Below are 24814 nucleotides of genomic sequence, written 5' to 3' on the forward strand. Positions count from 1 at the left end.
TACCCCCGCCGATACCCGCTTAGTGCCGAAAAAACAACCACCACAACACCAAACCACCAGGCCACAATGTCAAGGGTGACCTTCATCACCCAACCGTGAGCCAAGTCAGGCCGGACCGGGGATGTAGCCATGAAATGCTGAGGATGGACCGGGGATGTAGCCATGAAATGCTGAGGATGGGCCACAGCTGCAGCTTTGAAGCGTTTAGGCCAGAAATGCAACCAGCATGCGGCCGAGAATAAAGCCGCCTATTAAGCAGAGCGCAGACGGTCCAGACGAGCGTGCGCCGTCACGGTCAGGGTTTGCGGCAGAGAGGCCATGCGCTCGGCCAGCTCTTCCGGGCTGATGTGGCGCGCCGAGGGACTCATGCCCACCTGCGCGGCGATGGAGGCCTTGTCTAGGACGATCGGGAAAGAAATATCGACCGGGTCGGCCGCCTGCTCGAGGAAACCTTCCGCCTGCGCGTAGAGACGCTCCACCTTTCCTTCCTCGACTCCGAGGATGCCCAAAGGCTCCCGCAGCTCATCGAGGTGGCCAGCCTGCGGAGTCAGCACAATAACCTCCCCGCCGGGGGCGAGCACGCGCTGGAATTCCGCCGGGTTGCGCGGGGCGAAGACAACCGAGATGGCGTGAATCGAATCATCCTTGAGCGGCAGACGCTCCCACACATCCGCGACCACAGCGCCGACGCGCTCGTGCGACTTGGCCAGGTGCTTGGCCGCATGCGTAGAGATATCCAGGCCCACGCCACGAGCGCCCTCAATCGAATCGAGCGTGTGGGCTAGGTAGTAACCCGTGCCCGCGCCCACCTCAAGGAGCGCAGGGGCGGTGTCCACATCCAGGCCAGCCGCGTGCTCAGCCGCATCCTGAGTTTCCAGAGAATCCTGGACCGCGCCGGTCACTGCCTCCACGAAGGGCGCGAAGTGCCCCATGGCCAGGTAGGTCTCGCGGGCGGTAACCATCGCGGCATCGTCGCCCTGATGTTTCAGGCCCGCGCCGGCTGCCAGCGTGACGTAGCCCTGCTTGGCCACGTCATAAGAGTGGCCGGTCTCCGACACGAGGCGAGAAAAATCATCCGCGCCCTGCAGGGCGCTGCCATCGGCAGGATCGGCCAGAATATCGACGATATGTGAAAGCATGCTCCTAGACTAGCTAGAAACTGCTACGAGGAGTGAACCCAGCTCCGCTGCTTCTTCTTTACTGAGCTCAATGACAATGCGCCCACCCCCGTCAGAAGGAATGCGCATCACGATCTTGCGGGACTCCTCTACCGCTTCCATCTCTCCACCAGTGGTACGGGGCTTCATCGCTGCCATATTGAGTCTCCTTCGACTATTTTTAGAACGTCCTTCTAGTCTAGCTCTTTTTCGGCTGACAGCGGCAGGCTCGTTGCCGCACCCGCGGGGGATGGTTCCGCAGAATCATCTGCAGAACCATCAGAAGCCACCGGCGCAGCGCCCATGCGGCGCTCGACGGCAGCCAGCAGCGCATCGACTTGGTCCTGGCGGTAGCCGCGTGTCACGACGTCGAAACGCAGGTCGTCGAAGCGCCCCTCCTCAAGGGCGCGCAGATTCTCCTCGTTGGTATCCACGGCCGTATCGGGAGCCTCCATCACGGTCCCCCGACCCACGATGGTTCCCCACGCCCATGTGCCAATGATGACGAGGGCGATAAGGACGACGATAAGAAGAATCCAGGACATCATGCGCTAAATCTTACCCAGCAGCGGCGGACGTTGGGCAACGGGGCCAACCACGCCCGCGCGAGAAAGAATGGTGCGGGAGACTACATCGGCCATCGGGGCCAGCTCCTCGAGCGGGCGGTTGCGGTGGGCGCGGGTGCCCAGGTCCACCTCGGCGATGGCGTGGGGGCCATAGCGCTTGGCGACGTCTATCAGCAACCCCGCCTCCACCCCATAGCCCGCAACAAAAGGCAGACCCAGGGCTGTCTCGCGGCGAATCGCGTACTCCCCGCCCAGAGGTTGATCGATGTGCGCGAGCTCGGGGAAGAACATGCGCAGCAGCGGCTTGGCGCTCAGTTCCGTAACCCGCCCGCCACCGGTGGGCTGGCCGTTCAGGCTGCGCGCGTAGCGCGCCTTGACCAGCTGCACGTGGGGATCCACAAAGGGCTCGGTCAGTGCTGTGACCATGCCGGGCCGCGCAGACTCTAAATCCGCGTCGATGAACACGACCACCTCACCACGGGCCGCGGCCACCCCGCGCCACAGGGACTCACCCTTTCCCGGACGCGGTTCCTCGTCCAGCACCTCGCGCCAGTTGCACACCCGGGCACCCGCCGCGGCGGCCCGGGCGGCGGTCTCATCGGTGGAGTCGGCGTCGATGACGATGACCTCTAAAGGCTCATCCGCCAGGCAGGCGCGCACGACGTGCGCGACGGTGCGCTCCTCATCCAGCGCAGGGATGACCACAGAAATGCTCGGAAACATGCCTTAGGCCAGCCCCCGCGTCGTCGCAAGCGGCGCCATGTGCCCCTGAATGGCAGCGGTCATGCGGATGACATCGAGCGTCGGGCCCACCTCATGCACCCGAAACGCCGCCACGCCGCGCGCTGCCGACCACGCCGTCGCTGCCAGGGTGCCCGCGACGCGCTGGTCGACGGCTCGGTCGAGGGTCTCGCCCACAAAGTCCTTGTTCGACAAGGCCATGAGCACCGGCCAGCCCGTTGCCACGATCTCATCGATGCGCCGCAACAGTTCCAGACCGTGGAAGGTGTTTTTGCCAAAGTCGTGCGTGGGGTCGATGAACGTCAGCTCCTCCGGGCAGCCGAGGTCGGCGGCGCGCTCCGCCAGTCGCGTAGTCTCGGCGATGACGTCAGCGACCACGTCGTCGAAGTGCACGCGGTGCGGGCGGGTGCGCGGGGTCACGCCACCGGTGTGCGAGCACACGTAGCCGACCTTGTGGTGGCCGGCGACTTCGATGAGCTCGGGGTCCCAACCGGCCCACGTGTCGTTGACCAGCCCGGCGCCCGCGGCGATAGCTTCCTCTGCGACCTCGGCGCGCCACGTGTCCACGGAGATCAGCGCCTCCGGGCGGCGACGGTGCAGCTCCGCGATAGTCGGCACGACGCGCTCGATTTCCTCGGCCGCGTCGACGTGCTCACCCGGGCCGGCCTTGACGCCGCCGATATCGATGATGGAGGCGCCGTCGTCAAGCGACTGCTCAGCACGCTGGATTGCGGGGTCGAGCTCGAAGGTGGCGCCCTTGTCGTAGAAGGAGTCCGGCGTGCGGTTCACAATCGCCATGACCCGTGCGAGGTGAGGAGCGGAGGTCACTTGTCTTCTTGCTCCCGCAGGCGCTTGTCCGACATGACCTTGTGCGCGGCCAGGATGTGAGCGACGGCTTCATCGATATCGTCGGTGACGAGGAAGAGATCGAGGTCCTCGGGGTTGATGAACCCACCCTCGGCCAGGGTCTTCTTCATCCATTCCACCAGGCCTGCCCAGTAGTCGGTGCCCATGAGCACGATGGGATAGTTGGTCACCTTGCCGGTTTGGACCATGCACATGACCTCGAAGAACTCATCCATGGTGCCCATGCCGCCGGGCAGACAGATGAAGGCCTGGGAGTACTTGAGGAACATGGTCTTGCGGGCGAAGAAGTAGCGGAAGTTCAAGCCCAGATCCACATAGGGGTTCAGGCCCTGTTCGTGCGGCAGCTCGATGCCGAGGCCCACAGACAGCCCGCCAGCCTCGTGCGCGCCGCGGTTGGCCGCCTCCATGATGCCGGGGCCGCCGCCGGTGATAACGGCGTACTTGGCCTCAACGAGGCGGCGTCCCAAGGCCACGCCCAGCTGGTAGTTCGGGTCATCCTCCGGGGTGCGGGCAGAGCCGAAGACGGTCACGGCCTTGGGCAGCTTGGCCAGGGCGTCGAAGCCGTCCACGAACTCGCCCTGGATGCGCAGGACGCGCCAGGGATCGGCGTGCTGCCACTCGTGATCCGCACCAGACTGCAGCAGGCGCTGATCAAAGGTGGAGGACTGCTCTCCGGCGGTGCGCACGAGAAGAGGTCCGCGCAGGGTGCGCAGTTGCTCAGGAGTCATGGTGGTGTTATCCCTTCAGGTAATTCAAGAGTGCGGTCGAGACTTCGGTGATCTGGGCGATGGGCACCTGCTCGTCCTTCTTGTGAGCAAAGCCCGGATCGCCAGGGCCGAAGTTAACGGCTGGGGTACCCATCTCGGAGAAACGGGCCACGTCGGTCCACCCGTACTTGGCGCGGACGTTGCCGCCGACGGCGTCGACAAGCGCGCGTGCCGCCGGCTGACCTAAGCCGGGCAGGGCCGCACCCGCGATGTCATCGACCTCCACGGTGATGTTTTCGTGCTCGCCGAGGACCTCCAGCAGGTGCGCCAGCGCCTCTTCGGAATTGCGGTCGGGAGCGAAGCGGAAGTTGACGAACATCCAGGCCTCATCCGGGATGGTGTTGGTGGCCACGCCGGATTCGAGGTGAACGATGTTGAGGCCTTCCTTGTAGGTGCAGCCGTCAATCTCCACGTCGCGCGGCTGGTAGTTAGCCACGTTGAGCATCACCGGCGCCAAGGTGTGTGCCGCGTTGGAGCCCAGCCAGGCGCGGGCCGAGTGCGCGCGGGTGCCGTGGGCGGTAACGCGCACGCGGATGGTGCCTTGGCAGCCGGCCTCGATCATGGCGCCGGAGGGCTCGCCCAACAGCGCTAGGTCTCCCTGCAGCCACTCCGGGTGATCCTTCTGCAAGTGGCCCAGACCGTTGAATTCGGTGGCGACCTCCTCGCCCTCATAGGCGATGACCGTGAGATCGTGCTTGAGCTCATCGGAGTCGTACAGCTGCGCAAAGGCGTTGAGGTAGACCGCCATGCCGGACTTCATGTCCACGGTGCCGCAGCCATACATGGTGGCGCCGTCCTCCGACATGGTGTGGGGGACGTTATCGGCCAAGGGCACGGTATCGATGTGGCCGGCGAGGACCACGCGGCTTTCGAAGCCCCGATTCGTCCGGGCGCAGACGGTGTTGCCGTAGCGTTCCACCTCTACTGTGCTCTGGTCCAGACCGCGCAGGGCTTCCTCGACGGCATCAGCGATCGCTTGCTCGTGGTGCGAAGGGCTAGGGATATCCACCAGCGCCTTGGTCAGCTCGATGGGATCGGAGAAGAGATTTAAAGTCACAACCCGCCATGCTAGCGCCCCCGGTTGCTTAGTGCATTGCGTAAAGTACTTCCCGTTGCAAACAATCAACAGCGTTGAAGGTGATTTCCCTATGGCTGCGGCCACTCAACTCAAAACCCGCCACCTCACCATGATGGGCCTCGGCTCCGCGGTGGGCGCGGGCCTCTTCCTAGGCGTCGGCCTGGGCATCCAGGTCTCCGGCACCTCCGTCCTTATTTCCTATGCGGTGGCTGGTGCGCTCATCGCCTTGGTGATGTGGATGCTCGGCGAGATGGCCGCGGCGCGGCCTTCGCTGGGCGCTTTCTCTACCTATGCGGGCCAGGCCTTCGGGCCCTGGGCCAGGTTTACCTTGGGCTGGATTTACTGGTTCATGCTGGTCATGGTGATGGGCGCGGAGATTACCGGTGCCGCGGCGATTGTCTCCAACTGGTTCGGGGTGGACCCCTGGATTCCGGCATTGGTGGCCGTGGTCTTCTTCGCCATCGTTAACTTTGCCGCCGTGGGTGGCTTCGGCGAATTCGAGTTCTGGTTCGCCATCATCAAGGTGGCCACGATCGTGGCCTTCCTGGGCGTCGGTGTGCTCATGGCACTGGGTATCCTGCCGGGTATGGACCTGTCCATGGCGGGACATAACTTCACGGAGAACTTCCTGCCCAACGGCGGCCCCGGCTTTGCTGCCGGCTTGCTCGCCGTGGCTTTCGCTTTCGGTGGCATCGAACTGGTCACCATTGCCGCGGCGGAATCTGAGGACCCGGCCCACAACGTCGCTACTGCCGTGCGCGCCATCATCGTGCGCATCATGGTCTTCTACATCGGCTCCATCCTGGTCATCACCATGGCCTTGCCTTTCAGCTCCATCCAGGACGCCGATGTGGCCGCGGACTCGCCCTTCACCCTGGTCCTCGCCGCCGCGAAAATCCCCTTCGCGGCCGGATTCATGGAGGCGATCATTGCCCTGGCGCTGCTGTCCGCCTTCAACGCGCAGATCTACGCCACCTCCCGCTTGGTCTACGACATGGCCAAGGACCACAGCGCGCACCACGTCTTCCTTCGGACGAACACCTCCGGTTCGCCCATTTTTGCGGTGGTGCTCTCCATCATCTTCGCCTTCGCGTCGGTGGTTCTGCAGTACTGGAACCCGCCGGGGCTTCTGGCCTTCCTCTTCAACGCGGTGGGCGGATGCCTGCTGGTCATCTGGTGTTTCATCGTCGCTTCCTACATCAAGCTGCACCCTGTCCTCAAGACCAATGGCGAGCTCACGACGCTGCGCGTGCCGGGCTTCCCCTGGCTGCCGTGGCTGACTGCCCTAGCACTGGTGGGTCTTACGATTCTCATGCTTTTCGACGCCTCCGCCCGCAACCAAGTCCTCGCCGTCCTCATCCTGACCGTTTCCCTGGTTGTGATCTTCCACCTACTCCCGGGTAACAAAAGGCGCGGAGCGGACGCGTAGCTGCTAGGGTGTGAGCCTATGACTTCAGCATCCGCACGCGGCCTGGCAACCATTACCCATGACGGCACCGTCCTGGACGTCTGGTTCCCCGCAGTTCACACCGATATCTCTGTAGAAGCCAGCGGCACCGAGCGCCTGGAGGAGGTTCCGCAGCAGTTCGCTGACCTGGTGGGCCCCGACGAGGAGCGCGGCGTTGCCCGCATCGCGGTGGAGACCTCCATCAAGGATCTGGACGAGGCTCCCGCCGACACCTACGACGCTTACCTGCGCCTGCACCTGCTCTCCCACCGCGCAGTCAAGCCTCACGGCCTGAACGTAGACGGGATCTTCGGCAAGCTGGCCAACGTGGTGTGGACTAACTACGGCCCCTGCGCGGTTGCCGATTTCCAAATGGTCCGCGGCCGCCTCGCCTCCCGCGGCCCGGTCGTGGTCTACTCCGTCGATAAGTTCCCGCGCATGGTCGATTACGTCGTTCCGTCCGGCGTGCGCATCGGTGACGCTGACCGCGTTCGCCTGGGCGCCCACCTCGCTGAGGGCACGACCGTGATGCACGAGGGCTTCGTTAACTTCAACGCCGGCACCCTGGGTGCCTCCATGGTCGAGGGCCGTATTTCCGCGGGTGTTGTCGTGGGCGATGGCTCCGATATCGGCGGCGGCGCCTCCATCATGGGCACCCTCTCCGGCGGCGGCAAGGAGGTCATCTCCATCGGTGAGCGCTGCCTGCTCGGCGCGAACTCCGGCGTGGGCATTTCGCTTGGCGACGACGCCGTCGTCGAAGCCGGCCTCTACGTCACCGCCGGTACCAAGATTGCCGTCTTTGGCAAGATCGCGGAGGCCCTGGGCCTGTCTGAGGGCGGCACCATCAAGGGCTCCAAGCTCTCTGGCGTCTCCGGCGTGCTGCTGCGCCGTAACTCCGTGACCGGCGCCGTCGAGGCCGTGGAATGGAAGTCTGAGGCTGTGGCCCTCAACGAGGACCTGCACAAGAACTAGGCTTAGCAGCATTAAGGCCCCCGTGTCTGCGGGGGCTTTTCTTGATCCCGGGCCCCTTTATGCCCAAGCGACTAAAGCCGCGGCCTAGAATGCTAAAGGTGACTGCTCAAAACGATTCCTCTCCTCGCTCACTCGGCAGCGGCTTGAAGGTCCGCCACCTGACCATGATGGGGCTGGGCTCCACCATTGGCGCCGGCCTTTTCTTAGGCACGGGCGTCGGCATCTCCGCCGCCGGCCCCGCGGTCCTTCTGGCTTATCTCATCGCTGGATTCCTTGCCATCCTGGTCATGCAGATGCTCGGTGAGATGGGCACGGTTATCCCCGCATCCGGCTCCTTCTCCGAATACGCGGAGCACGGCATTGGCCGCTGGGCAGGATTTACGCAGGGCTGGATTTATTGGCTCGCCACCGTCGCGGTCCTTGGCGCGGAAATCACCGGCGCGGCCGGGTTCATCGGCGCGTGGTTTAACTGCCCGCCGTGGATCCCCGCGGCCGTCTGCGTGGCGCTCTTCGGCACCATCAACCTCCTGCGCGTGCGTTTATTTGGTGAGTTCGAGTACTGGTTCGCCTTCATCAAGGTAGCCGTCATCATTGCTTTCCTTGTCATCGGTGCGCTGCTCATTTTCGGCCTGCTTCCAGGCCACACCTTCATCGGGACGTCCGTCTTCCTTGCCGACGGCTTCATGCCCAACGGTCTCGGCGGCGTCGCCGCCGGTCTGCTCGCCGTGGCATTCGCATTCGGCGGCATCGAGGTCGTTGCCATCGCCGCGGCGGAATCCGAGGACCCCGAGAAATCCCTCGTCAACGCAGTGCGCACTACCATTACCCGTATTTCGGTGTTCTACCTGGGCTCTGTCCTCGTTATCACTTTCCTCCTGCCCTACTCCTCGCTCGGCTCCGCGCAGTCTGCCGCCGAGTCGCCGTTCACCATGGTGCTGGACCGGGCTGGTATCCCAGGCGCGGCCGCCATCATGGAAGTGGTCATCGTCCTCGCGCTGCTCTCTGCTTTCAACGCGCAAATCTACGCTTCCTCCCGCATGATGCACTCGCTGGCTAGCCGCGGTGAGGCGCCCAAGCTCTTCGCGTCCACTGACCGCCGCGGCGTGCCCACTGCCGCCATCGCGCTGTCTGTCATTCTTTCCGCGGTAATGGTCGTTCTGAACTACGCAGATACCGGGTGGCTACTGTCCTTCATGCTCAATGCCGCTGGCGCCTCACTACTCATCGTGTGGGTCTTCATCGCGGTGAGCCAATTGCGCCTGCGCCCACAGCTCGAGGCCATCCATCCACTGCCGGTGCGCATGTGGGCCTACCCCTACCTCACGTGGTTCGCCCTGGCGCTCTTTGCGTCCATCGCGGTGCTCATGCTTACCGACGCCTCCGCCCGCATCCAGCTCTTCTCCGCCGCCACCATGTTCGCGGTACTCGCCATCGCCGGTGTCATCAACGCGAAGGCCCGCGGTATCGCCCCGACGTCTCGCCTGCCCCTACCTACGGCCGAGGAGCTCGAGGCCCGCTAGCCGCCCCTCGCCATCTCGCCGCCCCACTCCCTCGTTTCCATCGCCGCCCAACCCCCTCGTTTCCATCGCCGCCCCACCTTTCGCGCTCACCGGCCGACCAGCGTTGTACCGTTTGTCCGCTCTTGGTGGCCGCCAAGGGTCAGGCGCAGGAGCTTACCCACTCAATCACTCCCTTCGCGCTCACCATCGATGAGATGAAGAGCGCCAGGCACGTGCTCCGTGAGCGCAAAGGGGAAGGCGGAACCAAACGGGGCCGCTTTCCCGCCACGCCTATCACTGACCACCCTTCGCGCTCACCGGCGACCGGGGTGTCGCCTTTTCAAGGCTGCCCGTGGGCGCGAAGGGAGTTTCGGGGCGGGCAAGAGGTGCAAAAATTGCGGACGCGACAGCTTTTTAGCGCAAAATCGACGCCGCAGGGCCAAGTTATCCACAGGCGGGGAATTGACCCTCGACGCGTCGTGAAGCACTGCATACCTTGAGCTTCATGAAGGCATGGACGACCGCGGAGCTTCGCGAGCAGGGCTTGAGCAAGGAGGCAATCAGGCGGAAGCTTCGCGCGGGGACGCTCTTTCGCGTGCACCGCGGGATTTATAGCGACGAGTGGTCGCCGCTTGCCGTGGCGCGGGCTCTGGCACACGGGCTCAGTCGAATACATTTCACGGGCAAGACCGCACAGGAGATTCACCTGGGGAGGAAGCTGACGTTTCCGCTGGAAGCCGAGGGCCCGCGCACGCTTAAGGGAAAAAGTTTTCGCGTGACTCATTCACGCCTGTCGGCTACTGCCAAGGTAAATGGCCTGCCTGTTGTTCAGGTGCTGTGGGCAGCCCGTCGTATAGCCGCGGCGTGCGGGCAGCTGCTGGAAGCGCACTACCGCGGCAAAACAGGACCAGCCCGCCTCGAAGATGACCGGCGAAGGATGCGTCGGGTTCCCCGGCGCTTGAAAGAGACTATCCGACGCACGCCGATTGGGGCCGATAGCGTACCGGAGCGCCAGCTCAGCCGAAGGCTTAGCGCGGACGGGATCTTTCCTGAGCACAACGCGCTCATTGCGGGGTACCGCTTTGACCTGAAGATTGGCAAGCTCATCATCGAGGTCGACGGCTGGGAGTACCACAAAAATGATCGGGCGTTTCAAGCGGACCGCTCGAAGCAGAACGCGGCCGTAGCCCATGGGTATACGGTTTTGCGCTTTACTGCCGACGATATCCGCTACCACCTCAACGACGCCTTCTTGCTTATCAAAGCGACTCTTGAGCTGCTCAAAGGACGAAATCCCAAGCTCCCTTCTGCGGCGACCCAGCCTTATTGGACTTGGCACTTATGCATGCAAACATTGCCATCGTGACAAGTTTTCTTTACACTTAGGCATGTAAGAGTTACACACCGTAAAGGAGGCCAGATGGCCGAGCATCAGAACATGGTTCGCAAATGGCGGCGCTGGCTCGAGATGTCTCAAGCCGACCTTGCTGAACGGGCCGGCGTTTCCCGCCAAACTATCGCCAATATCGAACGCGGCAACTACTCCCCCTCCGTCTACCTAGCGCTAGACATCTGCCGCGAACTGGGAAAAACCATCGAAGAAGTCTTTGGAGATGAACAACATGATTAACGCCCTGGCCAACTACACGCTCCGCGAGATCGACCGCGCCTCTCGCGACGAATTCGAGCGCGAGACTTTCTACAAGGCCAACACCATCAGCGCTACCCCGACCCGCTTCCTCGAGCTCGTCGCCGCAGCCATCCTCGCCTGGGTCCTTCCTGGTCAGATGAGCATGCTGTGCTTCCTCGCCATCGCACCGTCTATCATCGGCAATCTCTTCGGCACGGCGTGGCTGCGCAAGCGCGTCGCCACCCCGCCTGTTGGCCGCATTTGGCCTGCGATGACCGTCTACCTCATCCCGCTCATTGTGATGTTCGTTGGAATTGCCCACAACGCTTACGCACCGGACTCCACCTCCTACTTGCTTGGCGCTGGGGCTGGCGTGACCGCCGCCATCATCTTCACGCCATTCCTTCGCCGCCGCCAGCATCAACGCGACCAGGCCCGCCTCGACTCCGAGCTCGACGACTAGACCGCACTGCCCGGCCAATCCCCATCCATCCCGCCCTTCGCGCTCACCGCGGACGGCGGGTCTTGCTTTTTACAGGCGCCGGTGAGCGCCAAGGGTAGTTCAAGCCGATACTGCCGGCCCCCGCAAAGAATGCAGCCTTGCCCTGCCCCGCTAAACCGCTGCCGCCGCCCCTTCCCGCTCACTGTAAACGGGAACTAGCGAATCTATTAGATGCCGGTGAGCGCAAAGGGCGGGTTTCCGATTTTCGTCCCTAAGCGCTCACCAGCACGATGGAGCGCTTCCACGCCGTGTCTCCAGTGAGCGCGAAGGAAGCGGTGCGTGCCGACGCCTCCCTTCCCGCTCACCGCCGCGACACAAAGGCCCCGCAGCCTTACGCTGGTGAGCGCGAAGGGTGCGGGGCGAGGCGGGGCGAGGCGGGGCAAAGGCCCGGTATTAAGCCGGTTCGGTCTCGTGAACCACGACCGGCGTCTTTGGCGTCGAGCGGAAGGTCCACAGCTTATTGAAGATGAAGTTAATCGGCATCGCCACCACGATGGAAATGGCGTTGGCCCAGTAGTACATCGTGCGGAAGCCGGTAGAGTCGTCGAAAATATGCGGCGGCAGCTGCAACGGCGAGGTCGGATTCATCAGCAAGTACTGCACCGCGAGGGTAACCAGGTAGGCGCCGATACCCGTGATGAGGAATGGGAAGAACCCACGCAACCAAGACACCTTGTTCACGGACTTAAACGTCCACATGCGGTTGAGCTGGTAGTTCCAGGTATTCGCCACCAAGAAGGCAATCGTGGAAAAGAGCATGAACCAACGCACGTGGAACTGCGTGCCGAACAGGTTGAACATCGCGTCATGCGGCGTGGCACCAAACCACGCCAAACCGCACTTTGCAGCCACAATCGAAGTCGCAATGTTGACCAACGTGCCCGAACCACCGACCAGACCGAACTTAATGAACTGGCCAAGATTCGAGGCAAAGCGAGCAAAGCTCAGATCCGCCATGGACACGCCCTTCGTACAAAATGCTCAATTATGATGAATAAAACTTCGTACGAGTCTAGTCCCTCGCGAAGCGCAAACTAAAACGCGCGCCGCAAGAGCGCCGAATCTCACAGCTGAAACTCACGCTTCTCACCAGAAAGCGGATCCTTAAAGCTCAAAGCGACGTGAGTAAGCCGCAGGGGCGTGGAAAAATCGTAGAGGGACAACCCGCGATCCACCGGATAGGTATCATCCCCCACAATCGGATGGCCCAGGTGGTTGAGCACCACGCGAATCTGGTGGGTATGGCCGGTCAGCGGCCAGACATCGGCCATCGCTCCCCGAGCGCGCACCCGAGTCACCGTAGGCGTGCCGATAGGATCCACGCGGACCTGGCGCTCACCCCGCACCCGCCGCATGCCCAGCCGCACCGTACCGTCGAAGGAGAAGGGCGCGGCCACCCGAGCACGGTAGCGCTTCACCACCGCGCGCTCCTGAAAAAGCTGCTGGTACGCAGCGCGCGTGCGCGGATTACGCGAGCACAGCACCAACCCCGACGTCAACCGGTCCAGCCGGTGCAGCGGCACAATAGAGTCCTCCCCGTAGTCCACGCGCAGGCGGGTTTGGAGGGTCTCGCGCACGATGCGCCCGTTCGACGTCGTGGGCAGAAAGTGCGGCTTGTCCGCGACTATCAGGTCCCCGTCTTCAAACACCACGCGGTAATCAAACGGAATAGGCTCTTCGGAAGGCACCGAAGGGTGATACCAGGCCAGCGTTGGGCCGGGAAGCACAGTGCCGGACTCTAAGCGAGTACCGGGCGAAAACGCGGAATCGCCCGCCTCACCTGCCCAATAGGTAGGAGTGGCGGGCACGATGCCCGCGAGCATCACCTTACGCGGGCTAATCCCCTCCCGTGCCGGCGGGCGAAAGGCCATCTACTCAGCCAAGCGCGCGACGGCCGCTGCAATGCGCTCATCGGTGCCGTTCAGACCGATGCGCACGAACTGCTCGCCCGCTGGGCCGTAGAAATCACCGGGGGCAACGAGGATGCCACGCTCGGCCAGCCAGTCGACGGTCTCGCGGCAGTTCTCACCGCGGGTTGCCCACAAGTAGAGCCCGGCCTCGGAGTGCTCGATCCGAAAGCCCGCGCCGGTCAGCGCCCGCATGAGATCCACACGGCGCGCGGCGTAGCGTTGGCGCTGGAGGGCTTCGGAGGGGTCGTCGTCAAGCGCGGCGACCATGGCCGCCTGGATGGGGCCTGGAACGATGAGCCCTGCGTGCTTGCGCAGCTCCAGCAGCTCCGCGATGAGCTGGGCATCGCCCGCGAAGAAACCGGCACGGTAAGAAGCCATGTTCGCGCTCTTGGACAGCGAATGCATCGCAATGAGCCCGGTGTTGTCGCCATCGGTCACGCGCGGATCCAGGATGGACACCGGCGGGTTCTCATCATCCCAGCCCAGGCCCATGTAGCACTCGTCCGAGGCCACGATGGCGTTGTTCGCGCGCGCCCAGGCAACGATCTCACGCAGCTTCTCGACGCCCAACACCTTGCCCGTCGGATTCGACGGCGAGTTGATGAACACGAGCGACGCATCCTGGAAATCCTCATCGGCGCGCAGAGGCTTGGCACCGGCCAGAAGTGCACCGACTTCATAGGTGGGATAAGCCACCGTCGGGAAAGCCACGGTCTCGCCGCGCATGCCCAGCAAGGTAGGCAGCCAGGCGATAGCTTCCTTAGTGCCGATGACCGGCAGCACCGCGTCCACGTTCATGTTGTAGCGGCGCTGCAGCGCCTTCGCAATGGCCTCGCGCAGCTCCGGGGTGCCCTGTGTCTGCGGGTAGCCGGGGGCCTCGGCCGCTGCGGACAGCGCTAACTGCACGCCTGGGGCCACCGGATCGACGGGATTGCCCACCGATAGGTCAACGATCCCGTCCGGGTGCGCCTGTGCTTTCTTCTTGGCGTCAGCAAGCGAGTTCCACGGAAAATCCGGGAGCGTGTCTCCCAGCGGCGTGCGGCTCATCTATTACTCCTGGTTCTGAGGCGGGAGTGCAGCGATCATCGGGACATCAAAGTCCTGCGGGCCGAGCGCAGCTGCGCCGCCCGGGGAGCCGAGATCATCAAAGAAGGCGGCGTTAGCATCGTTGTAGTCCAGCCACTCATCCGGGACATCATCCTCGTAGAAGATGGCCTCCACCGGGCAAGCCGGCTCACAGGCGCCGCAGTCCACGCACTCGTCCGGGTGGATGTAGAGCATGCGCTTGCCCTCGTAGATGCAGTCGACCGGGCACTCTTCAACGCAGCCGCGGTCCATCACGTCGACGCAAGGCTGCGCGATGGTGTAAGTCATAAGGTGTTTAAACTCCTGTGTGTCACGGGTTTTCTACGACTAACAGTATGCTACTCCGAGGCGAAAAATGGCCAAACGCTACCCGCGATTCCCGCGGCGAACAGCAGCAGGCTGAGAATATTATTGGCCAGCAAGCTACCGTCCCCGATAGCGGCACCCAGCATGAACGCGAGGAAACCCGCCACCCAAGCTAAACCGGGCAAGCCCGCGATGTAGGGATTCTCACTCCACAGCCGCGCTGTGCGGGTCAGCACCCCGTTGAACCAAAAGGCGATGAGGATGGTGATCGGAAAGGCCACGCTGGCCCCGTCGAACCATGGCACGCGGGCGGTGAGATAGACCACCTCTAAGGTCAGCGAGCAGAGTGCGCCTAAGACGAGCCACACTAGGCCCCCTACTTGCTCGCCGCGGGAGAAGTCGGTGCGGATTGCGCGCTCGCTCATTTCTCCCCCAGCAATGAATCCTGCAGCTCACCTTGGCCCAGCTGGTAGAACTCGTGGCGCAGCAGCGGCATGGTGAGCAGGTTGGACAAGGCATAGGCAGCGGGAACCTCCGCGGGATCCTTCAAGCCCGCCTGGGCGGCGTGAGGGTTGACGGTAGTGAGGGAGCCGTCGGCAAGCCAGATCTGCGTGGCGTGGGCCAGCATCGCTGCGCGCTTGGCGCTGAGAGCCGCGTCAGTGAGCTCGTAGGCCACATCGCAGCCAGCATTGGTGAAGTTATCCAGGTACTCCTTATCGGGCAGGCTCCAGCCCTCCGGAGGGGTAACAGCATCGAGGCCGCGGTAGTGCGCGGCGCGCTCAAAGACGGCCCACCAGATGCGCTGCTCAGGCGAGGCAGCCGCATGCACGGCCTTGTGCACAGCGATATGGTCGGGGTGCCCGTAACCGCCGTCCGGGCCATAGGTCAGCACTGCATGTGGACGCAGCGCGACAAGGTGGCCCCGCATCAGGTCGGCGGCCTCTTCCACGCGGTTGACCAGGGCCCGCGGATTCTCGTGAGCGGGCGAGCCTTCCATGCCGGAATCGCGGAAGTGCCCGAAACCACCCAGCTGAATACCGTCGACGCCTAAAGCGTCGAGCGCGTGCTTAAGCTCCCAGGCGCGGAACCCTCCCAGCTGGTCGGTCTCCGCGAGGCCCTGGTAGGGCTCGCCGATGATCTCGCCTTCCTCTCCCAGCGTCGCGGTAATCAGCGTGACCTGCGCGCCGCGCGCGGACAGGTCCGCCAACGTTCCGCCGGTAAAAAGCACCTCGTCATCTGGGTGGGCATGAACGGCCACGACACGGTAGCCAGTGAGATCCTTAGTCATCATCTTTCCTCCACTGCGGTGCGCTGATGAGGCCGGAGTCCCAGTCCTCAATGCTTTGTCCGGGGCCAACAATACCCTTGCCCAAAGCATGGATACGCACCTCGTTGAGCAGCGGAACGAAGAGCGCTTCCTCCCTGTTGAGATGCTCTACGCGATCCTGCGCGGTCGCGGAATCCACGTCGCCAGAGAGAATACCCAGGGCAGTGTCGGCGGAGTTTTCCGGGCAGTACCCAGACAACGTTGCCGCCGGGCGCGTGGGTGTCGCGCACACGAAATAGTTGGCCAGGCTGAGTGCGTCCTCGCCGTTCTCATCCCACGCCACCACAGCATCCACCTTGCCCGCCGGGAGCAGGTCGGAGGTAATCGTGGTCAGGCGTTCGGTGACGACCTCCGCGTCGATGGCCTTGGCTTGGAGCACGTCCACGATGGTGGTGGCCGCCGCCAAGGCGGTGGGGTACTGGGGATCCACGGCAATCCGCACCGGCTTGCGGCCCGCACGCTCGCGCAATGGGGCGAGCTCCGCGTGGCTATCGAAGGGATTGTTCCCAGGCTTGAGCTCCGAGGCGCGGCCGGTGGCGAGGCGGGCTAGTTGGTCGGTGTCGAGAAGCGAGGCCAACGCACGGCGTTGCGCCTGTTCATCGAGCGCTCCTTCAACCGCCGACATGTTCAGCCGCAGCTGGCGTTGCCGGGTCACCACACCGGTATTGACATTGCTGAGCAGGCTCAAGTTCTCCAGGGTGGTCTGCTGCGGTGTGATGTCAGCAAAACCAATCTGGTGCGAGCGCAGCATGTTCACCGCCTGCGCGGTATCACGCACAGCGCGCAGCTGAATGACGTCGATATTCGCGGGATCTTCTCCCCAGAACCGGTCGTTGCGGTTGAGGGTAATGATTCCCCGGCCGCGATCCATTCCGGCGACGAGGTAGCGCCCGGCCGAGGCGGGGATCCCGTCAGCCAGGGCCGAGGCGAAATCGCGGTCTTCCAGGAGGTGGGAGGGCACGAGGTTGGCAAAGAGCTTCTGCCAATCCTCCACGCGATGGGCAAAGTCAACGGTGACCACGCGCCCATTCCCGGAGGTCCGCACGGCTGTAATTGCCCGGTAGCCAGCCACGTCCTTCGCGCCCGGCGTGCGCGTTATCTGTGACCACAGGTAGTTAAAATCGGAGCCGCTGATCGGCGTGCCATCCGACCATTGCGCCGGCCCGGCGATGGTATAGCGTACCCGCATGGCAATGCTGCCGGGGGCTTCGATCTCCTCTGCGGATTCCAGGACATCCGTATCCATCTCAGAGCCGTGGAAAGCTGAAGGAAGGACCAGCTCCGCAATCTGGTTGACCAGCTCGGAGTTGTTCGCCACTAGGTGTGGGTTGAGCCCGCCGCGCAGCGGGTCCACCCCAATCGCCACGGTGCTGCGCTCCGGCAGAAGGTCCTCTTCGGGTGCTGCCTCAGGTGGCGGGGCCGTGGTGCTGGAATTCGTTGGAGTGGTACTGCGATCGTTCTCATCTACCACCGGCGGCGGACCGGGGTTGGCCTGGCAGGCGGTAAGCAGGGCGGCTGCGAGGATAACGCCAAGCCGAGGCAGGAAACGGTCCACTCCACACAACCTTTACATTCCGAAAACTTTCCCTACCACTGTAGTTGCCCGGGGCGGCGCTGAGCGAACTACTTGTTGAGCTGCTTGGCGCGGGCGGCCGCGCGCTTGCGGTCGGTGGCGGACAGCTCGACCTTGCGCACGCGCAGAACGTTCGGGCCGACCTCGACGCACTCGTCGGTGCCACAGAACTCCAGCGCCTCTTCCAGGGACAGGGTCCGGGCCTTGGCGAGGGTGACGGTGGCATCCGCGGTGGCGGAGCGCATGTTGGTCAGCTTCTTTTCCTTGGTGATGTTGATATCCATATCCTCATCACGGTTATTGGCGCCGACAACCATGCCCTCGTAGGCCTCCATGCCCGGCTCCACGAAGAAGTCACCGCGGTCCGCCAACTGCTGGAGGGCGTAGGCGGTGATCTGTCCGGAACGGTCGGCCACCAGCGAGCCGGTCGGCCGGGCCTTGATGTCACCGGCCCAGACGTCGAGGCCATCGGAGATGGAGTTGGCGATGCCAGCGCCGCGGGTCTCCGTCATGAACTGGGTGCGGAAACCGATGAGACCGCGGGCGGGAACGCGGAAGACCATGCGGACCCAGTCGCCCTCGCGCACGTCCATGGACTGCATCTGCCCCTTGCGGGTGGCCAGCAGCTGGGTAATAGCGCCCTGGTGCTCGGAGGGGGAATCGATGGTGAGCATCTCATAGGGCTCCATCGTCTTTCCGTCGATGACCTGGGTGACTACCTGCGGCTTACCGACGGTCAACTCGAAGCCCTCGCGGCGCATGTTCTCGATGAGTACGGAAAGCGCCATCTCGCCGCGGCCCTGGACTTCCCAAGCGTCGGGACGCTCGGTCGGCAGCACCTTGATGGAGACGTTACCGATGAGCTCCTGGTCCAGGCGGGCCTTGACCAAGCGGGCGGTGAGCTTATCGCCGCCGCCCTGGCCTGCCATCGGGGAGGTGTTCACGCCAATGGTCATGGAGATGGCCGGCTCGTCGACCTTGATGCGCGGCAGCGGCTGCGGGTTCTCCACGTCCGCGATGGTGTCACCGATCATGATGTCGGAGATACCGGAGATCGCCACGATGTCACCGGCGATGGCCTCGGTATCCGGCTGGCGCTGGAAACCGACGGTACGCAGGAGCTCCGCCACCTTGACGGTCTTGGTGTGCATCTCCCCTTCCTCGTCGTAGTGCATCCAGGCCACCTGCTGGCCCTTCTTGAGGGTGCCCGAGTAGATACGAAGCAGGGCGATACGACCAAGGAAGTCATCGGAGTCCAGGTTGGTCACGTGTGCCTGCAGAGGGGCGTCGACCTTGGCGGAGGGCTCGGGGAGGACGTCATAAATAACGTCGAAAAGCGCCTGCAGATCATCGGCGTTCGGAACGTTGCCATTGCCTGGGTTCTCAGTGGAAGCCTTGCCCTCGCGGCCGGAGGTGTAGAGGACCGGCAGGCCCAGCAGCTCCTCGGCGGCAGCGGCTGCTTCCTCGTCCTCGAGGCCGGCGGCGATTTCCAGCAGCAGGTCCTGGGCCTCGGTGACGACCTCGTCGATGCGGGCGTCGGGGCGGTCGGTCTTATTCACGCAAATGATGACCGGCAGCTTCGCCTCCAGTGCCTTGGTGAGCACGAAGCGGGTCTGCGGGAGGGGGCCTTCGGAGGCGTCGACAAGCAGCACAACGCCGTCCACCATGGAGATACCGCGCTCGACCTCGCCGCCGAAGTCGGCGTGGCCTGGGGTATCGATGACGTTGATGATGAGATCCCCGCCGTCCTTGCCCAGGCCCTTGCGGTGGATGGCGGTGTTCTTCGCCAGAATGGTGATGCCGCGCTCGCGCTCCTGATCGTTGGAGTCCATGACGCGATCCGAGTGTTCGCCATGGTCGCCGAAAGCGCCGGACTGCTCCAGCATGCCGTTGACAAGGGTGGTTTTACCGTGGTCAACGTGCGCGACGATGGCTACGTTACGGAATTCAGTATTACTCACGTGTGGGGTGCTCCTTCAAAGCATGGTGCGTTAGCGATGTGAACGGCCCTTAAATATACTCTCTAGCCCTTTGATGTGCAGCATCGCGCGCATCATCCCGCAGAGCGCTGCGGGATGTAACAGATTGGTATCAAGCACCGACATACCGCACAGTAGGGCTCTAAAAAGAGTTGACTACGCCGAAAAAGTGAATATTGTGACAGCAGATACTATTGTGACTGACGTGATCACTGTGTAGTTTCTGTGACGTCACTTCCCCACCCACACGCAAGGATTCTCCATGGCCTTTTCTGAACAGCACTCCACCGGCTCCGCCCGTCGCGGCGTAGCCGGACTCACTGCTGCCCTGATGATGGGCCTGCTCAGCATCACGCCCGCACATGCCGGCGCCCCCGACCTCTCCTCGCTGGTGAACGTCTCCCAGAGCAGCAACCCGCTGGACAGCCTCGGTCGTCCCACCCCGGAGACACAGGAGCGCGTTCGTGCTTTCGCGGCACAGCCATGGATCCCGCAGGAGGCCCGTAGCGCCATCCTCACCGCACTCAACTTCACCGCTGGTGAAGGCGGCGAGGGCGGCGTCGCGATGCCGGAGGGAAATAACCCCGGCTTCCGCCAGTTCTACTGGCCCACGGTCTCCGCGCAGTGCATCGGCGGGCAGGGCGATTCGGTGGGTTCCGCCATCGCCGTGCCTGGCCCGACCGAGATGCCGGCCCCAGGCGCAGGCGAAGGCGAAGCCGTCTTCCTCTTCACCGCCCTGGGCACCCCGACCGCCGCTGAAGAGCAGGGCGCCATGCGCGTTCAGTGGTTCAACCTGGACACCTTCCAGTTCGGCACCACACCCCTCTTCAACAACGGCATCAACACCGATGGGCCAACCACGGTCTCGGGCCGCGCAACGACCGGCAAGGGAACCATCGTGGCGGTTCTCTCCGGTGCGGTTAACACTGCTGAATCCTCGTGTTCCTTCCCACCTACCGCGGCTTTCCTCGAGGTGAACTAATGAGCACAGACCTGCACCCAGTCAAGCAAGAGACCTTCAATACGGCCGACAACATCAATGTCGACCCGAAAGGTTTCCAGCGCGAGGTAGACACCTACCGGGTCACCGACTTTGGCCTCTACATGGCCCGCGGCGCCAACCACCCGCGCTTCGGCTACCTCGAGTCTTGGCTGCTGCCAGAGCTCGGCCTGCGCGCCAATATCTTCCATTTCCGTGAAGGTGTGGACGTGCACCAAGACTTCTACATCGACGTTGCCGATATCGACATTGACGGGGACGTGTGGACCACCCGCGATCTCTACGTCGACTTGGTCTCCACCTCCGGCGAGCCGGTTGACGTGCTCGACATCGACGAGCTAGCCGCCGCCACCTCCAACGGCCTTATCAGCGCGGAGGAAGCCGAGCGCGCCATGGAGCGCACGCTGGCCGCCGTCGAGGGCATCACGCGCTACGGCGATGACGCCATGAATTGGTTGCGCACGCTGGGAATGGACCTTACTTGGGCAGAAAATGTGGAGCTCGTTCCTGCCGAGTAACCTAGGGTGAGTACTTCTCCCCTACCTTAAAGGATGTGAGTCATGGCCGGTGGCCTCTTTGCCCTGCTTGACGACGTCGCCCTGATCGCCCGCTCCGCTGCCTCCAGCGTCGACGACGTGGCAGCGCTAGCCGGAAAGACGTCGATGAAAGCCGCCGGAGTCGTCGTCGATGATGCCGCCGTCACACCCCAATATGTCCAGGGCGTCAAGCCGCAGCGCGAGCTGCCAATGATCTGGCGCATCACCAAGGGCTCGCTCATCAACAAGCTCGTCATCATCCTGCCCATCGCGCTCATCCTGTCGTGGATCGCGCCTTGGGCCCTGACTCCCATCCTCATGTGCGGCGGTACTTACCTGTGCTTCGAGGGCGCGGAGAAGATCTTCCACTCAGTTTTCCACCGCGGCGAAAAGGAGGAAAAGCCAGCGGAAGAAAGAGGCCCTGAGGCCGAAGACTCCCTGGTCAAGTCCGCTATCACCACGGACCTCATCCTCTCCGCCGAGATCATGGTCATCTCCCTCAACGAGGTCATGGACCAACCCTTCTGGCTGCGCCTCGGTACCCTAGTCACCGTCGGTGTCCTCCTCACCTTGGGTGTCTATGGCGCCGTCGGGCTGCTAGTCAAGATGGATGACATCGGCGTCGCCCTGCTCAAGCGCCACGATGGTGACTCCGCCCTGGGTACCGCGTTGGTGAAGGGCATGCCCATCGTGCTCAACATCATCGGCATCATCGGCACCGCCGCCATGCTGTGGGTCGGCGGCCACATCGTGGTCAAGGGCCTGAGTGAATTCGGCGCCGAGCAGCCATATGGCTTTATCCACCACGTGACAGAGAGCATCAACAACGGCGCCCTCGCCTGGTTGACGGACACCGGCTTGTCCATGCTGTGCGGCTTTATTCTGGGCGCCGTCATCGTCAGCATTGTCATGGCGGTCAAGGCCACCGCCGAGCGCGTGAAATAACCTCTAAATAAACAGCGCGAGTGAAACCGCCATGACCGCCATGCCGGCGATAAGGCCGTAGATGGCGCAGTGGTGTTCGCCGGTTTCCTCCGCCGTGGGCAAGAGCTCATCGAGGGAGATGAACACCATGATTCCGGCGATGACGGCGAAGCTGATGCCAAATGTCATCGGCCCGATAAACGGCATCAGCAGCGCGAAGCCGATGAGAGCGCCGAGGGGCTCGGCCAGCCCCGATAACGTGGCCCACCAGAAGGCCTTCTTCCGCGAGCCCGTTGCACTGCGCAGGGGTACCGCCACCGCAATGCCCTCGGGGATGTTGTGAATGGCGATAGCCACGGCAACGGGGATGGCGATCTCTGGAGCTTCAAGTCCCGAGAGGAACGTGGCGAAGCCCTCAGGGAAATTGTGAATGGCCAGCGCGAAGGCGGTGAACATGCCGGTCTTCATCAGCCTTTTGCGCCGCGCCTCTTCCTCGGTCGTGGCCGGCTCGTGCGGGTTGATCTCTTCAGGTACCAGGCGGTCAATGATGGCGATGATCGCAATGCCCGCGAAGAATGCCGCCATCATCGTCCAGGTGGCGCGCGCTTCGTCCCCGAGGGTGCTTTCTAGCTTCTTCAGGGCCTCCGGCAGGATTTCCATGAAGGAGACGTAGAGCATCACGCCCGCGGACAGGCCCAGGGCAGCGGCCATGAACTTCGGACCAGGTTCTCTCTTGCCTACGGCGAGGGCACCTCCGATGGACGTCGCCAAGCCAGACAGCAGCACGAGGCTGAAAGCGAACGCGATGGTGGCTAAGTCCATAGTGGCAAACTATAGCGTGTCTAACCCGGCCTCTGCGTAAGCTTGAAAGAAGTCCATCGCATCCCATCTGACTCTTGAGGTGACTGTCGCAACCATGGCGCTATATCCGCTGGCTCCGTCCTACTTTGGTGTTGAGCACGTCGCGATTCTCGAGCATCTTAGCCTCGGCACCGCGCTGAGCATCCCGGGGTTGGCACAGCAGCCTGCGCTCGTCGACGTGTCCTTGCTCCCCGACCCCACCACCGGCGGCTGGCGTGTGCGCTCGGATTTCGGTTTTCTGGGCGCGCTCGATGGCGAGGAGTCCGCCGAGTATCCCGCGCTCAATCGTCTGCGCACTGCGGCGATGACTCCAACGACGCAAGCCACCGTCGAGATTGTTGATGGCGAGGTGGAGGTCGCCGTTGCCCTGGGACTCGACCCGTGGATGATTCCCGCCACCAACCAACCGGCGGGTACTGCCCTGCTCAGCGGCGGACAGGGCGCGCTTGTTCGTGTCGCGGAAGGTGAGCTCACCGCGCACCAGCTGCGCGAGATGGGAACCGAGCAGCTTATCGTGACGCTTGCGCTTCTCGACGACACCATCCTCGCCACCCACGACAACCTCGTCCTCGGACCGTGCGCGGAGCTCTCCGACGTCCCAGCGCTGGCCGCCGCGTTCGCAGCTGCCTCTCAGTCCGGTGTTTCCCTGGCCGCCCGGGCTTATGCTGCAGGGGGCCGCATCGCAGTGGACCTTCCCCTCGCCCCCGCAGACCCCACTGACCCTGCCGAGCTCTTCGCCCCCGCGGTCCCACCGCTGCCGCTCGACCCGGACAAGCCCGCCATCCCGCCAGCGCTCGACCCTGACGCCGATTGGGAGTTCACCACGCCTGCGGATCCTCTTGCCTCACCTCTGCCCACCGGATCGCGTGCCTTCACGTCCCCCAAAGGCACCTTTTGACTGGCACCTTATGCACTTACGCTAATTCATTGACCTGGGATTTCTCCGAAAACCGCCCGCAAATGGTACCTCTAGTTTGGTTCCTTTGCCCCTGTTGGTCGGCCGCGACCTGGCTGCTAAACCCACCTCTCGCGTAGGGTCTTATTTACGCTAGCTCACCGTTTCAGAAGCTCAGGAACTCATCATGCCCAGCAAACAACACAACAATCGCAGAAATCGATCCTCTACAGGCTCTAAAGCTGACGAAGTTAATGCTTCGAAGAAACGCTATGCGCAGAGGATGGAGCACCTTGCCACCCGACAAGAGCGCTATGCCGATCGCGATTTTGCGATCTGGGCCGAAGACTCCTGGGGAAGCGATGATCCTGACCTAGGCAGCCGCCATTCAGTCCGCTCTGCTTCTGGCGGACGCCCCCAGTCCAATCGCTCTCGCTATTAACCGCTGAATTTAAGCCGCCCCGAGGGGCCGGATGCCATCGATTTCATCAGCGACGGCATCCTCAGCCACCTCCAATTCATAACGGCTTTGCAGGTTGAGCCAATACTGCGGTTCGATTCCGAAGTACTTTCCTAGCCGAAGAGCGGTATCTGCGGTGATTCCACGCTTGCCGTGAACAATCTCATTAATCTTCCGCAGCGGGACGCCAATTTCTACAGCCAGTTGGTGTTGGGTAATCCCAAAAGCTTCGATGAAATCTTCATTAAGCACTTCGCCGGGGTGAATCGGCGGATAAAGCTTAGTACTCATAACCGTCCTTAGTGATAGTCCTCGATAACAACGTCCGCTGGGCCGGCCTCGGTCCAGCGGAAGGTGATCCTCCACTGCTGATTGACTCGGATACTGAATGTTCCTTTCCGGTCACCTTTCAAAGCTTCGAGGCGGTTGCCCGGTGGAATACGTAAGGAGTTCAGCGAAACAGCAGCATCGAGCTGATGGAGTTTTCTATTAGCAGTTTTGTGGATTCTCGAATCAATCCGCGGCGACGCTTCGCGTAACCAGACAAGCTCGGTATCACGGTTACCGAAAGACTGGATCATGGGTTCACCCTACAAAACATAACGGAGACCGTCAATGACGGTCACCGCTAAGCCAATGAAGACACTTGCGCCTTCAAAGTTTTCTCAATGGCCACCAAAGGCACCTTTTAACTGGCACCTTATGCACTTACGCTAATTCATTGACCTGGG

28 protein-coding genes are annotated in these 24814 nt (G+C 62.9%); 10 read left to right on the forward strand and 18 right to left on the reverse strand.

Going from position 1 to position 24814, the window contains the following annotated elements:
• Window positions 1–251: 251 nt before the first annotated feature.
• The 7 genes from HMPREF2932_RS01515 to dapE are packed head-to-tail and all read right to left on the reverse strand — an operon-like array spanning window position 252 to window position 5155.
• Window positions 252–1139, reverse strand: a complete 888-nt coding sequence (locus tag HMPREF2932_RS01515) for a methyltransferase domain-containing protein (protein ID WP_046648297.1) — start codon at window positions 1137–1139, stop codon at window positions 252–254.
• A 9-nt stretch (window positions 1140–1148) separates the two neighbouring features.
• On the reverse strand, window positions 1149–1316 hold the full coding sequence (locus HMPREF2932_RS01520) for a DUF3117 domain-containing protein (protein WP_010187237.1): 168 nt from the start codon (window positions 1314–1316) through the stop codon (window positions 1149–1151).
• Window positions 1317–1351: 35 nt separating this feature from the next.
• Complete coding sequence (locus tag HMPREF2932_RS01525; RefSeq protein WP_046648296.1) at window positions 1352–1705, reverse strand: DivIVA domain-containing protein; 354 nt, start codon at window positions 1703–1705, stop codon at window positions 1352–1354.
• Between the two features lie 3 nt (window positions 1706–1708).
• On the reverse strand, window positions 1709–2446 hold the full coding sequence (locus HMPREF2932_RS01530; RefSeq protein WP_071409450.1) for a glucosyl-3-phosphoglycerate synthase: 738 nt from the start codon (window positions 2444–2446) through the stop codon (window positions 1709–1711).
• 3 nt (window positions 2447–2449) lie between these two features.
• Window positions 2450–3262: a dihydropteroate synthase gene (gene folP / locus HMPREF2932_RS01535; protein ID WP_198531324.1), complete on the reverse strand. Its 813-nt coding sequence runs from the start codon at window positions 3260–3262 to the stop codon at window positions 2450–2452.
• A 26-nt stretch (window positions 3263–3288) separates the two neighbouring features.
• On the reverse strand, window positions 3289–4059 hold the full coding sequence (locus tag HMPREF2932_RS01540) for an LOG family protein (RefSeq protein WP_070509630.1): 771 nt from the start codon (window positions 4057–4059) through the stop codon (window positions 3289–3291).
• 7 nt (window positions 4060–4066) lie between these two features.
• On the reverse strand, window positions 4067–5155 hold the full coding sequence (gene dapE, locus HMPREF2932_RS01545; protein WP_070516815.1) for a succinyl-diaminopimelate desuccinylase: 1089 nt from the start codon (window positions 5153–5155) through the stop codon (window positions 4067–4069).
• Window positions 5156–5246: 91 nt separating this feature from the next.
• Between dapE and HMPREF2932_RS01550 the strand changes: the two genes are divergently transcribed.
• The 6 genes from HMPREF2932_RS01550 to HMPREF2932_RS01575 all read left to right on the forward strand — a co-directional run bounded on the left by HMPREF2932_RS01550 (window position 5247) and on the right by HMPREF2932_RS01575 (window position 11187).
• A complete protein-coding gene (locus tag HMPREF2932_RS01550) occupies window positions 5247–6605 on the forward strand; it encodes an amino acid permease (RefSeq protein WP_071409451.1) in 1359 nt (452 codons plus the stop codon).
• Window positions 6606–6623: 18 nt separating this feature from the next.
• Window positions 6624–7595 (forward strand): 2,3,4,5-tetrahydropyridine-2,6-dicarboxylate N-succinyltransferase, encoded by a 972-nt coding sequence (gene dapD / locus HMPREF2932_RS01555; RefSeq protein WP_071409452.1) that lies wholly within the window; start codon window positions 6624–6626, stop codon window positions 7593–7595.
• Window positions 7596–7684: 89 nt separating this feature from the next.
• Window positions 7685–9115, forward strand: coding sequence for an amino acid permease (locus HMPREF2932_RS01560; protein ID WP_071409453.1), 1431 nt, complete (start codon window positions 7685–7687; stop codon window positions 9113–9115).
• A 484-nt stretch (window positions 9116–9599) separates the two neighbouring features.
• The gene (locus tag HMPREF2932_RS01565) at window positions 9600–10460 is read left to right on the forward strand and encodes a DUF559 domain-containing protein (protein WP_071409454.1); all 861 of its coding nucleotides are present in this window, start codon (window positions 9600–9602) and stop codon (window positions 10458–10460) included.
• 54 nt (window positions 10461–10514) lie between these two features.
• Complete coding sequence (locus tag HMPREF2932_RS13675) at window positions 10515–10724, forward strand: helix-turn-helix transcriptional regulator (RefSeq protein WP_046648286.1); 210 nt, start codon at window positions 10515–10517, stop codon at window positions 10722–10724.
• Window positions 10708–11187: a SoxR reducing system RseC family protein gene (locus tag HMPREF2932_RS01575; protein ID WP_232745310.1), complete on the forward strand. Its 480-nt coding sequence runs from the start codon at window positions 10708–10710 to the stop codon at window positions 11185–11187. Before HMPREF2932_RS13675 ends, HMPREF2932_RS01575 begins: the two co-directional genes overlap by 17 nt.
• A gap of 432 nt (window positions 11188–11619) precedes the next feature.
• Here HMPREF2932_RS01575 and HMPREF2932_RS01580 read toward each other — a convergent pair whose 3' ends face one another.
• The 8 genes from HMPREF2932_RS01580 to typA all read right to left on the reverse strand — a co-directional run bounded on the left by HMPREF2932_RS01580 (window position 11620) and on the right by typA (window position 19389).
• Window positions 11620–12183, reverse strand: coding sequence for a GtrA family protein (locus HMPREF2932_RS01580; RefSeq protein ID WP_046648283.1), 564 nt, complete (start codon window positions 12181–12183; stop codon window positions 11620–11622).
• 107 nt (window positions 12184–12290) lie between these two features.
• Window positions 12291–13097: a pseudouridine synthase gene (locus tag HMPREF2932_RS01585; RefSeq protein ID WP_070821610.1), complete on the reverse strand. Its 807-nt coding sequence runs from the start codon at window positions 13095–13097 to the stop codon at window positions 12291–12293.
• Entirely contained in the window at window positions 13098–14183 is a 1086-nt protein-coding gene (gene dapC, locus HMPREF2932_RS01590) for a succinyldiaminopimelate transaminase (RefSeq protein ID WP_071409455.1), read from the reverse strand.
• A 3-nt stretch (window positions 14184–14186) separates the two neighbouring features.
• On the reverse strand, window positions 14187–14510 hold the full coding sequence (fdxA, locus tag HMPREF2932_RS01595; protein WP_005327491.1) for a ferredoxin: 324 nt from the start codon (window positions 14508–14510) through the stop codon (window positions 14187–14189).
• A gap of 50 nt (window positions 14511–14560) precedes the next feature.
• Window positions 14561–14953, reverse strand: coding sequence for a hypothetical protein (locus HMPREF2932_RS01600; protein WP_049154368.1), 393 nt, complete (start codon window positions 14951–14953; stop codon window positions 14561–14563).
• Entirely contained in the window at window positions 14950–15819 is an 870-nt protein-coding gene (locus HMPREF2932_RS01605; protein WP_049154366.1) for a PIG-L family deacetylase, read from the reverse strand. The genes HMPREF2932_RS01600 and HMPREF2932_RS01605 overlap by 4 nt, the downstream gene beginning before the upstream one ends.
• Window positions 15809–17410: an ABC transporter family substrate-binding protein gene (locus tag HMPREF2932_RS01610; RefSeq protein WP_070700783.1), complete on the reverse strand. Its 1602-nt coding sequence runs from the start codon at window positions 17408–17410 to the stop codon at window positions 15809–15811. Before HMPREF2932_RS01610 ends, HMPREF2932_RS01605 begins: the two co-directional genes overlap by 11 nt.
• A 68-nt stretch (window positions 17411–17478) precedes the next feature.
• Window positions 17479–19389: a translational GTPase TypA gene (typA, locus tag HMPREF2932_RS01615; RefSeq protein WP_046648270.1), complete on the reverse strand. Its 1911-nt coding sequence runs from the start codon at window positions 19387–19389 to the stop codon at window positions 17479–17481.
• Window positions 19390–19669: 280 nt separating this feature from the next.
• On the opposite strand from typA, the gene HMPREF2932_RS01620 reads away from it, so the two are divergent.
• Genes HMPREF2932_RS01620 through HMPREF2932_RS01630 form a run of 3 tightly spaced genes read left to right on the forward strand, consistent with a single transcriptional unit; the run spans window position 19670 to window position 21888 of the window.
• A complete protein-coding gene (locus HMPREF2932_RS01620; RefSeq protein ID WP_070700780.1) occupies window positions 19670–20389 on the forward strand; it encodes an Rv1157c family protein in 720 nt (239 codons plus the stop codon).
• Window positions 20389–20925: a ribonuclease FAU-1 family protein gene (locus HMPREF2932_RS01625; protein ID WP_070516799.1), complete on the forward strand. Its 537-nt coding sequence runs from the start codon at window positions 20389–20391 to the stop codon at window positions 20923–20925. The genes HMPREF2932_RS01620 and HMPREF2932_RS01625 overlap by 1 nt, the downstream gene beginning before the upstream one ends.
• Before the next feature lie 42 nt (window positions 20926–20967).
• Window positions 20968–21888, forward strand: a complete 921-nt coding sequence (locus HMPREF2932_RS01630) for a DUF808 domain-containing protein (protein ID WP_071409456.1) — start codon at window positions 20968–20970, stop codon at window positions 21886–21888.
• Window positions 21889–21891: 3 nt separating this feature from the next.
• On the opposite strand, the gene zupT is transcribed toward HMPREF2932_RS01630, so the two are convergent.
• Window positions 21892–22689 carry a zinc transporter ZupT gene (zupT, locus tag HMPREF2932_RS01635; RefSeq protein ID WP_071409457.1) on the reverse strand — a complete coding sequence of 266 codons (798 nt, stop codon included), beginning with the start codon at window positions 22687–22689 and terminating at the stop codon, window positions 21892–21894.
• A 79-nt stretch (window positions 22690–22768) separates the two neighbouring features.
• On the opposite strand from zupT, the gene HMPREF2932_RS01640 reads away from it, so the two are divergent.
• Complete coding sequence (locus HMPREF2932_RS01640) at window positions 22769–23626, forward strand: hypothetical protein (RefSeq protein WP_246818606.1); 858 nt, start codon at window positions 22769–22771, stop codon at window positions 23624–23626.
• A 448-nt stretch (window positions 23627–24074) separates the two neighbouring features.
• Here the strand turns inward: HMPREF2932_RS01640 and HMPREF2932_RS01645 are convergent, their stop codons facing one another.
• Together HMPREF2932_RS01645 and HMPREF2932_RS01650 are read right to left on the reverse strand one after the other, a co-directional pair.
• Window positions 24075–24374 carry a HigA family addiction module antitoxin gene (locus HMPREF2932_RS01645; protein ID WP_049156400.1) on the reverse strand — a complete coding sequence of 100 codons (300 nt, stop codon included), beginning with the start codon at window positions 24372–24374 and terminating at the stop codon, window positions 24075–24077.
• An 8-nt stretch (window positions 24375–24382) separates the two neighbouring features.
• On the reverse strand, window positions 24383–24664 hold the full coding sequence (locus HMPREF2932_RS01650; protein WP_049156403.1) for a type II toxin-antitoxin system RelE/ParE family toxin: 282 nt from the start codon (window positions 24662–24664) through the stop codon (window positions 24383–24385).
• Window positions 24665–24814 lie beyond the last annotated feature (150 nt).

The sequence above is a fragment of the Corynebacterium sp. HMSC074H12 genome, assembly GCF_001813755.1.
GTDB lineage: Bacteria > Actinomycetota > Actinomycetes > Mycobacteriales > Mycobacteriaceae > Corynebacterium > Corynebacterium hiratae.